Source organism: Bradyrhizobium sp. SZCCHNR1002 (genome assembly GCF_032381435.1).
Taxonomy (GTDB): domain Bacteria; phylum Pseudomonadota; class Alphaproteobacteria; order Rhizobiales; family Xanthobacteraceae; genus Bradyrhizobium; species Bradyrhizobium aeschynomenes.
The window spans coordinates 108,962-125,215 of the sequence record NZ_JAUHIS010000011.1 but is presented as its reverse complement, the minus strand read 5'-3'; the positions used below and the strand labels follow the sequence as shown (position 1 = coordinate 125,215).

The window sequence follows — 16,254 nt, the reverse complement described above, 5'->3', positions numbered from 1 at the left end:
GCGTTCGCGACGATGGCTGGCTCGATCGATCAGTAGTAGCGGCGCAGCACGCGGCGGCCGTGATAATAGGACGAAGCGCCCCAGCGATAGCCGCCGTGCGGCTGGGCGTAGACCACTTCGGGGGCGACACGGGTCGCCTCATAGGCGTGGTGGCGATGGTGATAGCGATAGACCGGGAGCGCGCGCTCCTCATAGGCCGGGTACGGCGCGAACGCGCCGGGACCGCTGTAGGTCGGGCCCTGGTTGACGTAGTAGTACTGCCGGGTCGGCTCGGGCAGCCGCTCATAATGGGCGCTGCAGCCGCCGCATCCGGCGTGACCGTAGCTGTAGCCGGGCTGATAGGTATAGGCCGGCTGATAGGTCACAGTCGGCGCGCATGGGCTGGCATAGCCGCAAGGCGCGCAGGCCGTCGCGCCACAGGCCGCGGCGGGCGCACTGCCCGCGATGGCGAGGCCGGCAATGGCGACAAGTCCTGAAATCACTCCACGCATTACTCTCTCCTGATGATCTGGTTTTTTATTGTGGTCTCGTTGGCGAGGATGGCCGCTAGCGATAGGCCGGCGGCGGACTGACATAGTTGCGGGGACCGCCGTCCCGCGGTGCGACGATCACCGCCGGCGGATACATCGGCACCTCGGGTTCGGCTGGCTGCATCATGGACTGAGCGCCCCAAGAACGGGAAAAGCTCTCGGCAGGCTTCGGCAGCTTGCGATCGGGCGGCGGCTCGATCTCCATGCGGCCATAGCCGGGCTTGGCGCCGAGCGTGGGATAGTAGTGACCGACATAGAGCTCGGGCTCGACCGGGCGACCGCCATAGACCCTGGGCTGGATATGGTGCCCCTTGCCGAGTCCGTACTGCCCCTCCACGACGGCATAGGAGGCATCGATGCCGTTGATAACGACGGGCACGCCGGGCCGCTGCGGGATCACGATTTCGAAGCCTTCGGCAGCCAGCGCGGCCGACGTCGACCCGATCAGAATCGCGAGAGCTGTTGCAAAACGCATGAATTCACGCCCCGGTTGCCAACCTACTAATACCGCAACGCGTCCCGCCATGGGTTAAGCGCGCGGGTCAATCTGACGGTAAGGCTAACGCGCAGGTCGTTCGTTCGGGTTAAGACGCCGGACGGGTTCACACGGGACAGTTAACGCCTGCTCATCATCCGAGCGTGGTGGCAGCGATGGTGCGCAGCCCGATCGCGACGGTGACGAGCCCAACGCCGCCCTGCAGTGCGCGATTGGCCATCGTCAGCCCCCGCGCGGAGATCGCAATCGGCACTGCGATCAGGGTCGAGAGCGCACCCATGCCGATCATCGAGCCGATGCCGAACAGGAGGATATAGGCGAGACCCGCGGCTGGCGTCGGCGCCTCTGCGACAACCAGCAGCAGCAGCGCCGCAGAACCGGCCATGCCATGCATCAGGCCGACCAGCAGGCTGCGCCAGCGAAACCCGTGGACATGGTCGTGCGGCGCACGCCCATGCGATCCCCGCTCGCCGGCATGGCTGTGGGCGTGGAAATGAGCCGAGCCGTCGCGATGGCTGTGGCGGTGAAAATGGATGCGCTCACGCCACAACCGCCACAGCAGGTGAGCGCCGAGCCCGACCAGCATCACGCCGACCGCGCCCTCGAACCGGCGCGACAGCTCCTCCGGGATGACATGACCGAGCAGCAATGCGGCACCGGCGAAGCCGAACAGCGTCAGCGTGTGGCCGAGGCCCCAGGTGAGACCGTGCCTGACGATGTCACCCACGTTGCTGCGGCGGGCTGCGATGCTCGACACCGCTGCGATGTGATCGGCCTCCAGCGCATGCTGCAAGCCCGACAGAAAACCCAGAAACAATATTGCCAGCATCAACCCCGCCTGCCCTGCTCGCGAGCCTACCAGTCTTCGCGGCCACAGCAAGCGGCAGGCCAGATGAGCTGCCCAAGCCCATGCGCGCGGAAAAACATCCGAGGCGCGGCGGAACGCCACGGGCTGGATGAACTTAAGATTCGGGGCGCAACGACGGAGTGATTCATGATCAGATCTGCAATTCTCGGGGCTGCCGTGCTCGCAACCGCGCTGGCCGGCCCGGCCATGGCGCGCGACATGCACCACCGCCACCACATGGCCCGCCAGGACGCCGCGATGATGCAGCACCGCGCGGACGGCGGCTGGAACAACAACGGCTGGAACAATGATTGGAACCGCCGCGGCACCGGCTTCTGGCCAGCCGACGTTGCCGCCGGCGCGGTCGGCGCTGCCGCGGGCGTCGCTGGCGCCGCGATCGGCACCGCCGGCGCGATCGCGACCGCACCGTTCCGCACGGCCGATGCTTATGCCTACGATCCCGGTCCCTACCGCTATGGCCAGCCGACCTATGATCGTGGTCAGCTCGGCTACTACGGCGACTGGAACAGCTACGCCACCCGTAACGGCCTGGTCTGCCGCCCCGGCACCATGTTCAAGGGCAGCGACGGCGCAATGCACATCTGCCAGTAAGCTCGGACCTCGATCGCGTCGACAAGGGCGGCCCCACGGCCGCCCTTTTTGCGCCTGCAGAGTTGTCGGCCGGGAGCTGCGACGGTAGTAGCCTCACCGCATCAACTCTGGTAGGAACACCGCGCCTCGGAGCAACTCGCCGCGCTCCGCCGCCACTCGCGGGGCATTCGCCGGCTTAGCTCAGCGGTAGAGCAGCGGTTTTGTAAACCGAAGGTCGGGGGTTCAATCCCCTCAGCCGGCACCATCGACCGTCAAGTTGCTCTTTCTCGATCGCAGCGCTTCGAGCCGTCGCGGCGGCGCGCATCGCTGCTCATCTTGCCCTCGTCTTGATTCCCGCCGCCGGCGCCTCGGCCCCGGCTGCCGGCTTGGGCGCGGCCCATTCGGGATCCGGCACCGGCCCACCCCCCTGGCCGGTTGCCCCCACGAGCTGGCCGGGCAACAGATCCGTGACCTGCACCCAGCCCTGGGTGGCGCAGAACAATCCCATCAGGCAGCCTTTGACGGCGAGCATCCTCGGTCCCTCGCGCCAGATCGAGACGCCATAGGTCTTGCCGTCCTCGGCATTGTAGACCTCGCCCGCATGGCGGCCGTCGGTGTTCAGCTTCAGACCAAGCAGCATCTGATGTCCGAGCAGGACGCGGCCCCGCTTGCTCGCGTCGGGGTTGAGCCGGTCGCGGAACGGCTGCCCCTTGGCGTCGGCGGTCTCCTTCATCCACACGACGTAGCCGCAGATGCGGTCGGGCGTCGCGCCGCAGCGCTCGATCCGGATGCGGGCGCGGCCGTCCTCGGTCAGCCAGGTGCCGAGCGGATCGCCGAGGGGAGCGGCGTGACCGCGGCCTTCGGTGATCGTCAGCACCAGGCTGACCACGATGCGCAAGCCGACGCGCAGAACGAATCTCATTGTCATGTCCAGGGACCTCGTTGTCTCGACGGCCTCGAGCCAGGCGCTCGCGCGACGGGGATGACGGCGGTGACGGCAACCCGGCGCTCGCCGGTGCCCTCGATTCCGAAGCGAACGAGCAAGGGCGGTGCCCCGCCGTGGCGGCCGCGACCCCGTCGCGAGGATCCGCACCGCCTGCTCACTGGAGCTGTGCGACCAGCGCGTCGGCGCCCTTGTCGATCCCCGCTTCGGCAGCCGCGAGCGCACCGACGCTGGCCTTGATGTCGTAGGGCGCGGGATATTGCTTGCTGACGAAGGCCTTCAGCAGCCGGCCGCTGGCGGCATCGAATATCTCGGCGGCATAGAACACCGAGCCCGTCAGCAGCCCCTCGCCGTCGCGCGCAGTCTGCACGCCGTTGTAGACGGCCCCGGCAAGATCGAAGCGCGAGGCGGTGCCGAGCACCGGGGTGTTGGCGACGGCCCCCGTCAACGTAAGCCGCACGCGCAAGGTGTTCGGCCCGCGCTGATTGACGATTTGAAAGCGCGCCGACAGGCTTTCCAGAAAGCGCGAGCGCATGTAGAGCGCGAGCCTTGCCTTGTCCTCATCGGACATGTCGGCGAACTGGTGATCCCTGCCACGGTAGACCACGACCGGATCGAGCATGATCCTGTCGTAGCTGCGCCACTCCGCGACGGCAGCATAACGGTAGGGCATCCGTCCGGACGCGTCGGACGTGTTGGGGGCCAGATAGCGCGCCGAGGCCACCTCGGAATAGGCGACAGGCGTCACCGTGTTGCAGCCGGCGCAAAGCCCGGCCGCAACGATCACCAAACAGCCTACCGCCCGAAATCGGACCGTCATCACCTTCTCCTCGCTTGTCCTTGGTTGTTGCGAGCCACAAGCAGCCCTAAATAAAACCGACCGGACGGTTTGTAAATAGGTTTGATGAAGGTGCGGTTAACGCCGAGCGGCGCCGCGGGAGTGGCGCTTCAGGCGAGAGCTTCAGACGAGACGATGGGCGAGCGCGGCTCGAGAAAGGGACGGCGGCCCCGGGCCAATTTCGGGCTCAGGTCTTGTGCTCGAACCCGGTCCACTGGCGATCGTCGAGCAGACGCGCGAACAGGCGATCCATCTCCCCCTGCTCCAGCGGCGAGACGCGCAGCAGGGTCATCAGCGCCAATCCGCGCGCGGCGGCCCAGCGCAAGACGGCGAGATCGGCGTCGACGGCTTGATCGCGAATCTCGAGCACCCGTTCGGCGTCCTTGGCGCGGGCATCGGCCAGCAGGCCAGGCTCCTGAGCGAGTGCGCCGAGCATCGCCTGCGCGACCGAATTCTGCTGCGCAATCAGCTCGCGCGAGATCGCAATCTGGGTGGCGAGCTCAGGCTGGCTTGTTGCCCTGCCCGCCTCGACCCTGAAGCTGTTGGCGAATTCGTCGAAATGCGTGAATTGCTGCTCGAGCAGAGCCTTGAGCACCGCTTCCTTGTTGGGAAACTGGTGCATCAGCCCGCCCTTGCTGAGTCCGCTCTCGCGCGCGATGGCGTCGAGTGTCAACCGCCCCGGACCATCCCTGGCAATGATGGCAAGGGCGGCAGTGAGGGCGGCCTTGCGGGACCGCTCGGAGCGCGAGGGATTGTCCATCAGAAGCTGCGAGATTTCGCGGGGCGGTACAGGGGCTGCAAGCAGTGAAGGCCGGACGCCGACGCTGCCGTGGCGTCATAGGCGGGAGCTACCCCGCGCTGTCAAGCCGGGCTCGGTCGACCTGCCCTGGGAACGTTCTCCGCGGCTGCGGATTGACGGTATCGATTTCCGGGGGCGGGACGAAACAGGCCCAGACTGTGGCAATATTGTTGCCACATCTCAACCAGGACTCTCACTTATCCCCAGAAGTCACTGGTCTTACAGCTTGATTTCACAACGAGCATTTGTTGCAATTGCGGCTTCTGGGGGATGCTGGCCATGACGTGGAAGGAAGAGCGTGATGCGCTGATCGCGCAGACCATGGCCTTCGTGCAGTCGGTCACCGGGAAGCCGGCGGATTTCTCCCAGTTCGAGCTGCCTGCCGTTCCGGCCGTGACTCCGGCCCAGCAAACGGCGTTCGCGCGCGGAGGAACGGCGCCACCGGAAATCGCGTCCCCGACCGTGGCCGACAGACCGCGAGCGCCTGCAATGCCAGAAACCGCTGTCGCCGGAGCCGGCCCGGTCGCCCCTGAGCGCTTCACCAGCATCGCCTCCCAGCTCGATCTGCAGCGCGACATGCAGGCCGAGATTCGCGCCCGCGTCGCCCGCTTCCGCGCCCATCAGGAGCGCTTCAACCGTGAGCGCCAGGAATATTTCAGCGCAACGCTGGCCCGTCTGAAGGCCTCTGCCGAGGGTACGGTGCTCCCCGAGGACTGAAGGCCCGGAGCGCCACCGCGGATGGTCGAGTGTCTTGGCAAGTCGACATGCCGGCTCACAGCCAGGCGCACAGCAGCGCCACATTGGCAACGAAAGCGAGCAGCAATCCACAGGTGAGTGTCAGCTGGATCCGCCCGCAAAAGATGTGGAGATCGGTTCCCATGACTTAACCATCTGGCGATTCTAGCCCCGGAGTCCCACGGATTCTTTTTCCAAAAATTTAGGACTCGTTTACGACTCGACCGATCCGAAAAGGCCGCTTTCCGGCCGCGAACCCGCCTGTGTCTCGCTACAACCCCTGTTCATCGTCGGTTCATCCTTCGCTTCTCTGGAGCTGCTTGGAATGCCCTATGCCCTGTTTTGCAATGAGGCCAAGTTGAGCAAGGCCTATCCGACCGAGGGTGATGTCTGGCGCTTGGCGCGGCAAAGCGGGCTGGTGGTGGACGTGATGATCAATGCGCGGCGCTCGGCCGGGTATCTACAGCTCGACAACGACTATGAGATTCGCCCCTGCGCCGCCGAGCCTGAGGAAGATCCCTGGCGGAACCGTGCGGAAGCCGAGCAGGAGTTCAACATCCCGTTCGCGTCGTGATCGCAGAAGCAGGCCGCGGGCCTTTGCCTGGGATTTCGCGCAGCGGTCGCGATCGAAAAACCGTGGGCGATCGCTTCAATTGGAGGGCGAGGTCATCCGGGATGCGGTCGATCACCAGACTCGCTGTCTGTCTGCGCGACTGCGACCGAGGCCTTGCCATGGCCCAAGGCAGGCCCCTGCGGCAGGCTCTTGACGACATGATCTAGCGACGGACGGCGCTCAGCGGGCAGCCGGAGGCTGCTCGCTGTAGCCTGGTCATGAAGTCCGAGTTGACTTACGGCGTTGCCGTCGCCAGCGAGGCGGTTTCGGACGGAAGTGCGACACAAGCGCGCTTGCGGCTGACGCCGCGGATCGCGCCGGTCACCTTCAGCACCTTTCCCGACGGGCAGGACGCGGTCTGCACCAGCGCAACCTCGTAAGGGGCAAGCATCAACGGTTCGGACTTCAGAACGGTCTGGGCGGAGCACGGCAAAACAGCCGCCGACAACAACAGCACGGACAACAAGATACGCATGTGGGATGATCCATCAAACCGGCGGACTCATAATAACGACTGATGGCGAAAGTTTCACGAAGGTTTGAAAATTTTTTTGCACTGCGTGAGCGGTCTCGAAACCACTCCGTCCTCACCGCGCTCAAAGCAAAACGCCCGCACCGAGGCGCGGGCGTGTGACAAACTGTCGTTCGCCGGCCAGACCGGCCGACTGCTCAGTACTTGCTGGCGACGGGACCACCCCAGCCGAAGCGGTAGTTCACACCGACCTTGACCGTATGGTCTTCGTTGTTGAAGCGGCTGCCCACGACCGGAGCCGGGCCACCCGTGAAGGTGGTGTTGCCGAAATTGTAGTACTGGTACTCGGCCTTGGCCGACCAGTTGGGCGCGAACATGTATTCAAGGCCGGCACCGACAGTATAGCCGTCCTTGGCATTGCCCGATGTGGTGAAGCCAGCCGGAACGCCTGCGACGTTCACGCCCAGTGCGTTGCCGTCGCGCCAGGCATAACCGCCCTTGGCATAGACCATCGCCGGGCCCCAGGTGTAGCCGAGACGGCCGGTCACCGAGCCGAGCTGGTTGGCGCCGGTCGAGGTCACGGTCGTCGCGCCAGGGAAGCCGAAATTGGTCGTGTTGCGGTCCATCCAGCTGTACTGGGCCTCGATGCCCAGCACCCAGTTCGGCGCGAACTGGTAGTCGAAACCGCCCTGAACGCCGCCGAGGAATCGGCCGTCGTTGCCTTCGAGACCGTTGCCGCCGGCAAAGGCGCCGCCGAGATGGCCACCGACATAGAAGCCGGTCCAGTTATAGATCGCCTGCGGCGGCGTCATGGGCGGCGCCTTGGTGTAGGTGCGCGCGGGCATGTCGGCGGCGAAAGCCGGAACGGCGCCCGCCGTCAAAGCGAGAGCGCTCAAAGCGACTGCACTCGAGAAAACGCGTTTCATGGGACGTCCCCGTTATTCATTTGCGACATCTATCGAACATCGTGGCCGCATTTGGGTTGCCCGATGGCGGTGACGCAGCTGTGATTAACCAATGCGTGTCACCAGCGAGCAACAAAGGCCTTTTGTTCCATAGGCTTCCCGAAGATTTCGTGAAGCTGCACGCATCGCCCGACATTTGGTCGCAGTGAGGCGGCAAAGCGTTTGAACCCATCCCTGACTTGTGATCGCCGCGACGCCTCCGCAACCCGCTGCGACGTCGTGGCAGGTGTGCGGAAAGCAGGGCCCGACACCTACCGCGTCAGGCTGGCCAGCTCGGGAAACGGCGCATAGGTCGAGCCGGCGCACAGCTCGCCGGCGTCCTCGATGAGCCGGTCAAACCGGCCGTCGACATAGATCGCCGCCCGGTCCTTTGCCGGTGGGTAGCTGCCGTCGGAATCACGGGCCGCGTAGCGCAGGCAGCTGACATAGCGCAGCCGGCCACCGACCGTCCGCTGCACCGGCTCGGCCATGACGCCGTCGCGCACGCCGACCGGATTGTTCAGGTAGGTGCGCAGATAGGCCAAGACCTCGCTGCGGTAGTTCGCGGGGAACGGCTGGCCCGACACTCCGCGATCACCCGTATAGGAAATGCTGCGATTGTCCTCGCTCACGAAGGCCGCCGGCCCTCCGCTGGCACAACCTGCCAGCAACAGCACCAGCGCAACTGCCGGCCACCAGCTCTTCGTCCCCATCGCCACGCGCCCGTCTCGCCCGATCCCTCTCGCGTCACCCGGCTTCTAGCTCAAAGCGGCCAATGAGGGAAATCGGCCCGCAGGAGCGGACGTGGAAGCTGCGAAGGACAATGGCGGATGCGACGACCGGTGACTGCGGCAAGGGACAGCGTGTCGCGATCGCCGACGCGCCGAGGCGTCGGCGATCGCAGGCGACGCGAGCTCACCCGCGGCGGGTCGCCGGAGTGACGCGCTTGAAGCTCACCTTCTTGTGGCTGATCGCATGCGAGACCTTCACCTTGTCGTGATGGCGGAGATGCGCGGTATGCCGGTGCGTGTGGCGGAGCAGCGAGGCGTGGGGCTTGCCCTTCCCCTTGCCGTCGGCCGGCTTCATCTCGTTGGCCTTGTTGCCCGACTGCATGCCGCCCGGCTTCGTCGCATCCGACTTGGTCGCATCGGTCTTGGTCGCATCGGTCTTCGTCGCATCAGCCTTCCCGGTCCCCGTGGTCGAGCCGGTGATCTGGTTCGGCTTCGCCGGCGTCTCGGTTTTCGCAGGGCCCGCGGCGAAAGCGGGCGCAGCCAGGATCGACGCGGCGAGCAGCGCAACGGACATTGACTTCAGCATGGTCGTCTCCGTGGTGAGAGGATCTGCGAGGCACCATCCAGAGTGGATGGGCTCGTGATCATGACGACGACCATAAGGAACCGGGACTGAACCCCCTCTGAAGTAAAGCGGGGCTTTCGGTTCATTGAGATGAAGGGATAGTCATCGAGATGACTAGCCTGTCATTATGTGGCCAGTATAATGCACCGATCGCGGCGCAAAATCCGCGCAAAGGGCCGGGAATATTTCGCAGCTGCGGAAGTTCTTCTCCGCATGCAGTCACCTGTTGGATCGACAACTCGGGAGATACGAATGAAAAAGTCTGCGCTCAGGATCGCCACGCTGGCACTGTTCTCCATGGCCGTGGCCTCCGGGCCGCTGCTTCTGTCGAAGGCCTACGCGGCTGGCAGCGAGACCCCGTCAGCGCCGCCCGCCTCGGATTCGAAGAAGAAGAAGGACAAGAGCTCGAGCATCGAAGATCCGAAGTTCCTCGCCGCCTATCGCACGGCCTACACCTCGATCTATGATCGCGGCGACTATGCCACTGCGATCCAGCAGTTGAAGGCGCTGAACCGCGAGGACGTTGCCGACGTTGCCAACCTGATCGGCTACTCCTACCGCAAGCTCGGCAACTACCAGGCCTCGAAGCAGTACTACGAGCAGGCCCTGGCGGATGATCCGAACCACGTGCGCACCTGGCAGTATTACGGCCTGTGGCAGCTCGAGCAGGGCAACCGCGAGCAGGCCAAGTACCACCTCGACAAGGTGGCGCAGCTCGCCGGCACCAACAGCGCCGAATATCGCTCGCTGGCCGACGCGCTCGAGAAGCAGCCGGGCACCGGCCTCGTCTACTGACGCGCGATCGGATCAGATCCGATCTCGACAGTGGCGCAACCCGAAAGGGTTGCGCCATTTTCGTTGCGCCGATCTCGTCGATCTCGTAGCCCTCCTTGTCCAGCGCCGGTGCTCCGGTCATGATGATGCATCGGCGCACGACCGTTCGCGCCACCAGATGGAGACGGCATCGTGGAGCCCTGGCTTGGCGCAGCGATTGGTTACATCAAGGACTGGCTGGCGTTCCAGGTCGAGGTCTCCGGACAGCCCGGCTGCATCGTCGCGATCGCCCATCGCGGCGAGATCGTCCTGGAGGCGGCCTATGGTCATGCCAATCTCGACAGCGGCGAGAAGCTGACGCCGCGGCATCGCTTCCGCATCGCCTCTCACACCAAGGCATTCACGGCCGCCGGCATCATGCGTCTGCGCGAGCAGAAGCGGTTGAAGCTCGACGATCCCGTCGGCGATCATGTCGCGGATTTGCATCCGGACGTCGCCGCGGCCACCCTCGGGCAATTGCTCTCGCACACGGCGGGCCTGATCCGCGACGGCAAGGATTCCGGCCAGTTCACCGATGGCCGGCCCTATCTGGGGAAGGACGAGTTGCTGGCCGAATTGAAGCTGCCGCCGGCGATCACGCCGAACAGCCGCTTCAAATACTCCAACCACGGCTACGGCCTGCTCGGCCTGGTCATCGAGTCCATTACCGGTGAGCCCTACCCGTCCTGGCTGCAGCGCGAGATCATGACGCCGCTGTCCCTGCGCGAGAGTGCGCCGGACATGACGCTGCTCGGCAAGTCGGTGCCGTTCGCGCGCGGCCATTCCCGCATCGTGCCGGTGGGACACCGCGTCGTGATTCCCGGCGACAACCCGACCAACGCCATCATGGCTGCGGCCGGCGTGGTCGCGACCGCAGCCGACACCGCACGGTTCTTCGCGCAGCTCGCGCCGAATGCCAAAAAGAGTCTGCTGACGGTCGCGAGCCGACGCGAGATGATCCGCCGGCAGTGGCGCGTCCCCCAGGACGCCGAAGAAGCCCATTACGGTCTGGCGCTGATGAGCGGCACGACCGCCGGCTTCGACTGGTTCGGCCACGGCGGCGGCTTCCAGGGCTACATCTCGCGGACGTCGGTGATTCCGGCGCGCGAGATTACCATCACCGTGCTGACCAACGCCGTCGATGGCTGGGCGCCGGGCTGGGCCAACGGCATCAAGTTCATCCTGCAGGCCTTCGCCACCCATGGCGCGCCGTCACGCCGGACGCGTGACTGGACCGGGCGTTGGTGGACGCTGTGGGGCGCCGTCGATCTCGTCCCGTTCGGCGAGCAGGTCATGGTCGCCAATCCCGTCTTCCTCAACCCCTTCATCGATGCCGCCCGCATCGAGGTGACCGGGCGCGACACCGGCAACATCGTGCAGGCAGCAGGCTACGCCAGTCATGGCGAAGCCGTCAGGCGCGTCCGGACCAAATCCGGTGTCAGCGAGATCTGGCTCGCCGGAGCACGCGTGCGCCCGGAACGCGTGGTCAGGGCGGAGATGGAACGGAAATATCCGAAGGGGCGCCGGAGGAAGGACGCATAGACAGTAAGTAGCCGCGACCTGATCGCAACGACGCGTGCAGAAATCGCGCCGCGCGGCCCTACTTCATCAGCGCCTCGGCCTCGCTGCGGAACGCCTTGCGGGCATCATCGCGGGAATAGAACATGTGCCCGCCCGGATAGACCACCAGCTTCACCCGCGGCGGCCGCGCGAAAGCCGGCAACTGGTCGAGCAGGATCTTCGAGCCGTAATACGGCGTGGCGAGATCGAACAGGCCGTGCCCGACCAGCAGCTTCAGCTTGGGATCGAGCGCGAGGATCTGGCGGATGTCGTTGGCCGATTCCGGTGGAGTAATGCCGCGGCCGAAATCCCAGCTCATGTTCACGGCCCCGCTCAGCAACTGATAGGAGCCGTCGGGGCGCCAATTCAGCTTGCGCGTCGTGAGCTCGACCGCGGCGCTGGTGAGCGGCGCATTCAGCACCTCGCCCGACGGATCGGAGCTGCGTGAATGGCTCGAATCCGGATAGGGATCGATCCCGAGCACCGAGCCGTCGTAGCGGCCGGTGACGCGGCCGTTCTTGCGGTCGAACTCGCGACGAAACTCGGAGACGTCGAAGCGGCCGGCGAGTCGCCGGCTGACCGCCTGATCGATCCCGGTCAGGCTCGCGACCTTGTCGGCCAGCCGGTTGGTCGCTTCCACATCGGCCTCGCCCTTCACCAGATCGAGCAGGAAGTCGCCGCTCGCGTAGCGCTCGACGTCCGCGAGGTCGGCCCGCGTCACCGGCCCCTTCGTCTGCCTGGCGACGGCGGCATAGCTCGGCAGGCTCGCGACATATTGCATCAGGCTCGAGCCGGAATAGTCGCGGAAGTCCATCAGCGGCGACAGCAGGATCAGGCCGCTCACGCCGATGCCCTGGTCGTGCTGCAGATTGCGGATGATCTTCGGCCCACGGATGCCGCCATAGCTTTCGGCCGCGATGTATTTGGGTGACGCCAGGCGATCGTGCTTCTCCAGCCAGCGCCGCACCACCAGCGACAGTGACCGCACATCGCCGTCGACCGAAAAGAACCGCTTGCGGACCTCGTCGCCCGACGCCACGAAGCGGCTGTATCCGGTGCCGACGGGATCGACGAACACGAGATCGGTGAAGTCGAGCCAGGTGTCAGCGTTGGGCAACAGCTCCGGTTGCGACGACGGCGTCACTCGGGCGGCATCGATTCCGATCCGCCACGGCCCGGCATTGCCGAGCTGCAGATAGGCGGAAGACGCGCCCGGCCCGCCATTGAAGAAGAAGGTCACCGGACGGCTGCCGCGCTCAGCGCCGTCGAGCTGATACGAGGTATAGGCGATGTCGGCCTGGGGCTCGCCCTTGCCGTCGAACAGGCGGATGGAGCCGGCGGTGGCGCTGAACGACAGCTTGCGGCCGGGCAGCTCGAGTGTCTGCGTGGTAGTGGAATCGGCCGGCAGCCGATGCTGCTCGGCCGTCGATGGCGACGCCGCAGGGCTGGACGGGCGCGTGCCGGCAGCATTGGTGCGGGACGAGCCGGGCGGCACGGCATCCTGCGCCGCTGGCGGCGCGTCCTGGGCGCGGACGGGCTGACCGGCGATCAGTGCGGTCAGGACCAGGGCCGCCAGACTCCGCCTCGCAACGAACGACTTCAGACCTGCCATCAACACCCACTCCTCTGGCCGCGCCGGACCCCGCCCGGTCGAAAGCACCCCTCTGTAGGGCATGAACCGCGGCGCACCCGCAAGCTCAACCAACTCTTCCGTGATCCAGATCACTGAGGAGCGGGTGCGAGGTGCGGCCAGTTGTGCTATGGGCTCGAACCTCTCGATCCGGTCCGACGTCCTATCCATGGGACAGAAGGCGCGCCGCCGGGTGCGATCACGGAGTTCATCATGACATACCGGACGTTCTTCGCCGCAGCCCTGACCGGGCTCGCCGCCCTGGCGCTCGTCGGGCCGTCGGCGGCTTTGGCGGGACCGCCCGCTGCGCTGGTCGAGGACGTTCAGGGCGAGGTCGCCGGCGCCGAGCTGATGGACTATGTCGCGCCCGGCCAGGTTATCAAGCTCGGTCCCGATGGGGCCGTCGTCATGAGCTACCTCAAGTCCTGCCGTCGCGAGACCGTCAGCGGCTCCGGCAGCGTCACGGTGGGGCCCGGCGAGAGCAAGGTGGATGGCGCGGCGCTCAAGAGTGACATCGTCAATTGCGACGCCAGCCATGCTCAGGCGACCACCCGCGAGACCAGTGAGGTGGCAGCGACCATCGTGCGCAGCATCGGGCCGGACTCGGCGCCGGTGGCGCAGGCCGTCATCTACGGCGCCTCGCCGATCGTCGAGGCCAAGGGGCGCGGCACGCTGATCGTCGAGCGGCTCGACCAGCCCGGCGAGCGCCAGCAGATCGAGCTGACGGGGCGGCAATACAAGGGACGATTCTATGATTTCGCCGGCACCAGCCATCCACTGACGCCGGGCGGCATCTACGTCGCGAGCTTCGGCGCAGCACGCCTCGTCTTCAAGGTCGACGCACAGGCCAAAGCGGGCCCCGGCCCCGCGGTCGGTCGATTGATCCGGCTCAACTGAGACCGAAAGCAGCTTGCGGTGGCGATCGGACGCCGGACGCGCGACGCGCTTGCCGTCATCGCCATTGCGCTGGCCTGCGCCGGCCTGCTCGCGTCGCCGGCGTTCGAGCGCGGCCGCGGCCTGTCGCTGGATGCGCTGACATGGCTGCGCTTCGAGACATTCGGTAACCGCCACGACGCCGTCACCAGTCCGGCCGTCGTGATCGCGATCGACGAGGAGAGCTACCAGGCCGCGCCCTTCAAAGGCGCGCCGCTCCTGACCTGGACCGGCGAGATCGGCCGGGTGCTGACGGCCACGCTCGAGGGTGGCGCCAAGGCCGTCGGCTTCGACATCGTGTTTCAGACCTCGATCGAGCAGTCGGAGATTCCGCTCGGCGATTCGACGCTGGGCGAGAAGACGCGCGGCTTCGACCGCGAGTTTCTGCGCGCACTGGCGGCAGCGGCCGCCGGCGGCAAGGTGGTGCTGGGCGAGATCTTCGGCGAGCCACCCATCCTTCCCGCCCCCGGCCAACGCATCGCCGTGCGACAGCAGCAGAATCTGCGGCCGCTCAACACCTACACCGACAACGACGATGTCGTCAGGCGCCATCCGCTGACCCTGTCGGCCGAGAACAAGACGATCCCGAGCATGGCGCTCGAGCTGGCCGCGCGGGCGACCGGTCGATCCCCGGTGATCGCCGCCGATGGCGTGACGCTCGGCGACTACCGCGTTCCCGGCAGCGTACCCGGCACGATGACGCTGAACTTCGCCGGTGGCGCCCAGGACATCCCGACCTACTCCTTCGCCGATCTGCGCGCCTGCGCCCTCAAGGGCGACAAGGATTATTTCCGCCGCGAGTTCGCCGGCAAGGTCGTCCTGGTCGGCACCGTCGGCATCGAGGACCGGCGGCTGACCTCGAAGCGTTTCGCGACCCGCGCCGAGGGCGCGCGCCGCCCGCGCTGCGTGCTGGAACCGCGCGAGGTCGCCAAGACGTTCGCGCGCAGCACGATCGCCGGCGTCTACATCCATGCGACAGCGGTGAACAACTTGGTGCGGCAGGACGCCGCGATCGAGCTGAGCCGGCCCGCCATCTTCGCCATCACGGCCTCACTTGCGCTCGCCGCCGCGCTGCTCGCGCGCCTGCTGCGGCCGACCTTTGCAGCAGCCATCCTGGCCGCGCTGGCCGTGCTCTACACAGCGATCGCGACCGCCCTCTTCAACCAGTCCCATGTGCTGCCCATTGCAGAACCTCTGGCCGCCGGCGTGCTCGCGCTGGCGGCCACCACCTTCTATCGCTTCATGGTGACGGACAAGGACCGCCGGCTGCTGCAGAAGAGCTTTGCCTATTATCTCGCACCGCGCGAGATCGACCGCATGCTGGCCTCGCGCCGGCTGCCGCAACTCGGCGGCGAGACCCGCGAGGTCACCGTGTTCTTCTCCGACATCGAAGGCTTCTCGCGCATCGCGGAGCAGATGTCGCCGGAGCAGCTGATGGCGCTGACCAACGAATATCTGTCGGCAATCACCGACGTAATCGAGAGCCATGACGGCTATGTCGACAAATATATCGGCGACTCCGTCGTCGCCGTGTTCGGCGCTCCCCTCGACGATCCCGACCATGCGCGCAGCGCCGCGCGCGCGGCGCTCGATTGCAAGGCAAAGCTCGCCGAGCTCAACCTGACGTCGACGGCCTTCCAGGGCATCAAGGTGGCGCAGCGCATCGGCATCAACAGCGGCGCGGCGCTGGTCGGCAATTTCGGCTCGCAACGCCGCTTCAACTATTCCGTCATGAGCGACGCCGTGAACGTGGCCTCGCGTCTCGAAGGCGCCAACAAGTTCTACGGCACCACGATCATCGGCTCCCACAGCACGGTCGCGCGCGCCGGCGACGAGTTTGCCTGGCGCGAGCTCGATACGATCCGCGTCAAGGGCCGCGAGCAGTCGCTGAGGATCTACGAGCTGCATGGCCGTGCTGCCGAGCTCTCCGCGCCGGAGCACGCTCTGCTCGCCGGCTACGCGGCTGGCCTCGCGCATTGGCGGGCCGGCGAGCTGCCGCAGGCCGCCGATTGCTTCGCGCCGGCAGTTGCGCGCGACACCCCCAGCGCGCTGTTTGCCCAACGCGTCGCCGCCGCCCTCAAAGGGGGCACCGTCGACTGGGATCCCATCCGCAGCTTGCAGGAAAAATGACGTGACGATGACGGTCTCGCCGCC

At 66.2% G+C, this 16,254-nt stretch carries 18 protein-coding genes and 1 tRNA gene; 8 read left to right on the top strand and 11 right to left on the bottom strand.

Annotated elements, in window-relative coordinates; all coding sequences use genetic code 11:
* Positions 1-29 precede the first annotated feature (29 nt).
* The 3 genes from QX108_RS33105 to QX108_RS33095 form a co-directional block, all read right to left on the bottom strand.
* On the bottom strand, positions 30-491 hold the full coding sequence (locus QX108_RS33105) for a hypothetical protein (RefSeq protein WP_315786512.1): 462 nt from the start codon (positions 489-491) through the stop codon (positions 30-32).
* Between the two features lie 55 nt (positions 492-546).
* The gene (locus QX108_RS33100; RefSeq protein WP_315719521.1) at positions 547-1,005 is read right to left on the bottom strand and encodes a hypothetical protein; all 459 of its coding nucleotides are present in this window, start codon (positions 1,003-1,005) and stop codon (positions 547-549) included.
* Between the two features lie 154 nt (positions 1,006-1,159).
* Positions 1,160-1,855, bottom strand: coding sequence for an urease accessory protein (locus QX108_RS33095; protein ID WP_315786510.1), 696 nt, complete (start codon positions 1,853-1,855; stop codon positions 1,160-1,162).
* Positions 1,856-2,020: 165 nt separating this feature from the next.
* On the opposite strand from QX108_RS33095, the gene QX108_RS33090 reads away from it, so the two are divergent.
* On the top strand, positions 2,021-2,485 hold the full coding sequence (locus QX108_RS33090; RefSeq protein WP_315719519.1) for a hypothetical protein: 465 nt from the start codon (positions 2,021-2,023) through the stop codon (positions 2,483-2,485).
* A gap of 169 nt (positions 2,486-2,654) precedes the next feature.
* Positions 2,655-2,729: transfer RNA gene (locus QX108_RS33085), tRNA-Thr, on the top strand.
* A 66-nt stretch (positions 2,730-2,795) separates the two neighbouring features.
* Here the strand turns inward: QX108_RS33085 and QX108_RS33080 are convergent.
* From QX108_RS33080 to QX108_RS33070, 3 genes are all read right to left on the bottom strand, one after another.
* The gene (locus QX108_RS33080) at positions 2,796-3,386 is read right to left on the bottom strand and encodes a DUF2147 domain-containing protein (RefSeq protein WP_315786508.1); all 591 of its coding nucleotides are present in this window, start codon (positions 3,384-3,386) and stop codon (positions 2,796-2,798) included.
* 178 nt (positions 3,387-3,564) lie between these two features.
* Entirely contained in the window at positions 3,565-4,227 is a 663-nt protein-coding gene (locus QX108_RS33075) for a DUF3313 domain-containing protein (protein WP_315786506.1), read from the bottom strand.
* A gap of 205 nt (positions 4,228-4,432) precedes the next feature.
* The gene (locus QX108_RS33070; protein WP_315786504.1) at positions 4,433-5,005 is read right to left on the bottom strand and encodes a TetR/AcrR family transcriptional regulator; all 573 of its coding nucleotides are present in this window, start codon (positions 5,003-5,005) and stop codon (positions 4,433-4,435) included.
* Between the two features lie 318 nt (positions 5,006-5,323).
* Between QX108_RS33070 and QX108_RS33065 the strand changes: the two genes are divergently transcribed.
* Together QX108_RS33065 and QX108_RS33060 are read left to right on the top strand one after the other, a co-directional pair.
* The gene (locus QX108_RS33065) at positions 5,324-5,761 is read left to right on the top strand and encodes a hypothetical protein (RefSeq protein ID WP_315786600.1); all 438 of its coding nucleotides are present in this window, start codon (positions 5,324-5,326) and stop codon (positions 5,759-5,761) included.
* Positions 5,762-6,104: 343 nt separating this feature from the next.
* Positions 6,105-6,353, top strand: a complete 249-nt coding sequence (locus tag QX108_RS33060) for a hypothetical protein (RefSeq protein WP_315719514.1) — start codon at positions 6,105-6,107, stop codon at positions 6,351-6,353.
* Between the two features lie 274 nt (positions 6,354-6,627).
* Here QX108_RS33060 and QX108_RS33055 read toward each other — a convergent pair whose 3' ends face one another.
* From QX108_RS33055 to QX108_RS33040, 4 genes are all read right to left on the bottom strand, one after another.
* Entirely contained in the window at positions 6,628-6,867 is a 240-nt protein-coding gene (locus QX108_RS33055) for a DUF6719 family protein (protein ID WP_172107952.1), read from the bottom strand.
* 194 nt (positions 6,868-7,061) lie between these two features.
* Positions 7,062-7,790 carry a porin family protein gene (locus tag QX108_RS33050; protein ID WP_315719513.1) on the bottom strand — a complete coding sequence of 243 codons (729 nt, stop codon included), beginning with the start codon at positions 7,788-7,790 and terminating at the stop codon, positions 7,062-7,064.
* Positions 7,791-8,080: 290 nt separating this feature from the next.
* Positions 8,081-8,521: a hypothetical protein gene (locus tag QX108_RS33045; RefSeq protein WP_315726110.1), complete on the bottom strand. Its 441-nt coding sequence runs from the start codon at positions 8,519-8,521 to the stop codon at positions 8,081-8,083.
* Positions 8,522-8,723: 202 nt separating this feature from the next.
* Complete coding sequence (locus tag QX108_RS33040) at positions 8,724-9,125, bottom strand: hypothetical protein (protein ID WP_315786502.1); 402 nt, start codon at positions 9,123-9,125, stop codon at positions 8,724-8,726.
* 291 nt (positions 9,126-9,416) lie between these two features.
* On the opposite strand from QX108_RS33040, the gene QX108_RS33035 reads away from it, so the two are divergent.
* Positions 9,417-9,959 (top strand): tetratricopeptide repeat protein, encoded by a 543-nt coding sequence (locus QX108_RS33035; RefSeq protein WP_172107946.1) that lies wholly within the window; start codon positions 9,417-9,419, stop codon positions 9,957-9,959.
* 171 nt (positions 9,960-10,130) lie between these two features.
* A complete protein-coding gene (locus QX108_RS33030) occupies positions 10,131-11,519 on the top strand; it encodes a serine hydrolase domain-containing protein (protein ID WP_315786499.1) in 1,389 nt (462 codons plus the stop codon).
* Between the two features lie 58 nt (positions 11,520-11,577).
* Here the strand turns inward: QX108_RS33030 and QX108_RS33025 are convergent, their stop codons facing one another.
* Entirely contained in the window at positions 11,578-13,149 is a 1,572-nt protein-coding gene (locus QX108_RS33025) for a S10 family serine carboxypeptidase-like protein (protein ID WP_315786497.1), read from the bottom strand.
* Positions 13,150-13,380: 231 nt separating this feature from the next.
* Between QX108_RS33025 and QX108_RS33020 the strand changes: the two genes are divergently transcribed.
* On the top strand, positions 13,381-14,064 hold the full coding sequence (locus QX108_RS33020) for a hypothetical protein (RefSeq protein ID WP_172107940.1): 684 nt from the start codon (positions 13,381-13,383) through the stop codon (positions 14,062-14,064).
* A gap of 18 nt (positions 14,065-14,082) precedes the next feature.
* Positions 14,083-16,230, top strand: a complete 2,148-nt coding sequence (locus QX108_RS33015; RefSeq protein WP_315786495.1) for an adenylate/guanylate cyclase domain-containing protein — start codon at positions 14,083-14,085, stop codon at positions 16,228-16,230.
* The last annotated feature ends 24 nt before the right edge of the window (positions 16,231-16,254 follow it).

Excerpts from the sequence above, each read along its gene's own strand:
- QX108_RS33060 (WP_315719514.1), top strand. The coding sequence starts at position 6,105 with ATGCCCTATGCCCTGTTTTGCAATGAGGCCAAGTTGAGCAAGGCCTAT.
- QX108_RS33020 (WP_172107940.1), top strand. The coding sequence starts at position 13,381 with ATGACATACCGGACGTTCTTCGCCGCAGCCCTGACCGGGCTCGCCGCC.
- QX108_RS33100 (WP_315719521.1), bottom strand. The coding sequence starts at position 1,005 with ATGCGTTTTGCAACAGCTCTCGCGATTCTGATCGGGTCGACGTCGGCC.
- QX108_RS33035 (WP_172107946.1), top strand. The coding sequence starts at position 9,417 with ATGAAAAAGTCTGCGCTCAGGATCGCCACGCTGGCACTGTTCTCCATG.
- QX108_RS33075 (WP_315786506.1), bottom strand. The coding sequence starts at position 4,227 with ATGACGGTCCGATTTCGGGCGGTAGGCTGTTTGGTGATCGTTGCGGCC.
- QX108_RS33070 (WP_315786504.1), bottom strand. The coding sequence starts at position 5,005 with ATGGACAATCCCTCGCGCTCCGAGCGGTCCCGCAAGGCCGCCCTCACT.
- QX108_RS33105 (WP_315786512.1), bottom strand. The coding sequence starts at position 491 with ATGCGTGGAGTGATTTCAGGACTTGTCGCCATTGCCGGCCTCGCCATC.
- QX108_RS33090 (WP_315719519.1), top strand. The coding sequence starts at position 2,021 with ATGATCAGATCTGCAATTCTCGGGGCTGCCGTGCTCGCAACCGCGCTG.
- QX108_RS33045 (WP_315726110.1), bottom strand. The coding sequence starts at position 8,521 with ATGGGGACGAAGAGCTGGTGGCCGGCAGTTGCGCTGGTGCTGTTGCTG.
- QX108_RS33040 (WP_315786502.1), bottom strand. The coding sequence starts at position 9,125 with ATGCTGAAGTCAATGTCCGTTGCGCTGCTCGCCGCGTCGATCCTGGCT.
- QX108_RS33080 (WP_315786508.1), bottom strand. The coding sequence starts at position 3,386 with ATGAGATTCGTTCTGCGCGTCGGCTTGCGCATCGTGGTCAGCCTGGTG.
- QX108_RS33095 (WP_315786510.1), bottom strand. The coding sequence starts at position 1,855 with ATGCTGGCAATATTGTTTCTGGGTTTTCTGTCGGGCTTGCAGCATGCG.
- QX108_RS33050 (WP_315719513.1), bottom strand. The coding sequence starts at position 7,790 with ATGAAACGCGTTTTCTCGAGTGCAGTCGCTTTGAGCGCTCTCGCTTTG.
- QX108_RS33055 (WP_172107952.1), bottom strand. The coding sequence starts at position 6,867 with ATGCGTATCTTGTTGTCCGTGCTGTTGTTGTCGGCGGCTGTTTTGCCG.
- QX108_RS33025 (WP_315786497.1), bottom strand. The coding sequence starts at position 13,149 with ATGGCAGGTCTGAAGTCGTTCGTTGCGAGGCGGAGTCTGGCGGCCCTG.
- QX108_RS33065 (WP_315786600.1), top strand. The coding sequence starts at position 5,324 with ATGACGTGGAAGGAAGAGCGTGATGCGCTGATCGCGCAGACCATGGCC.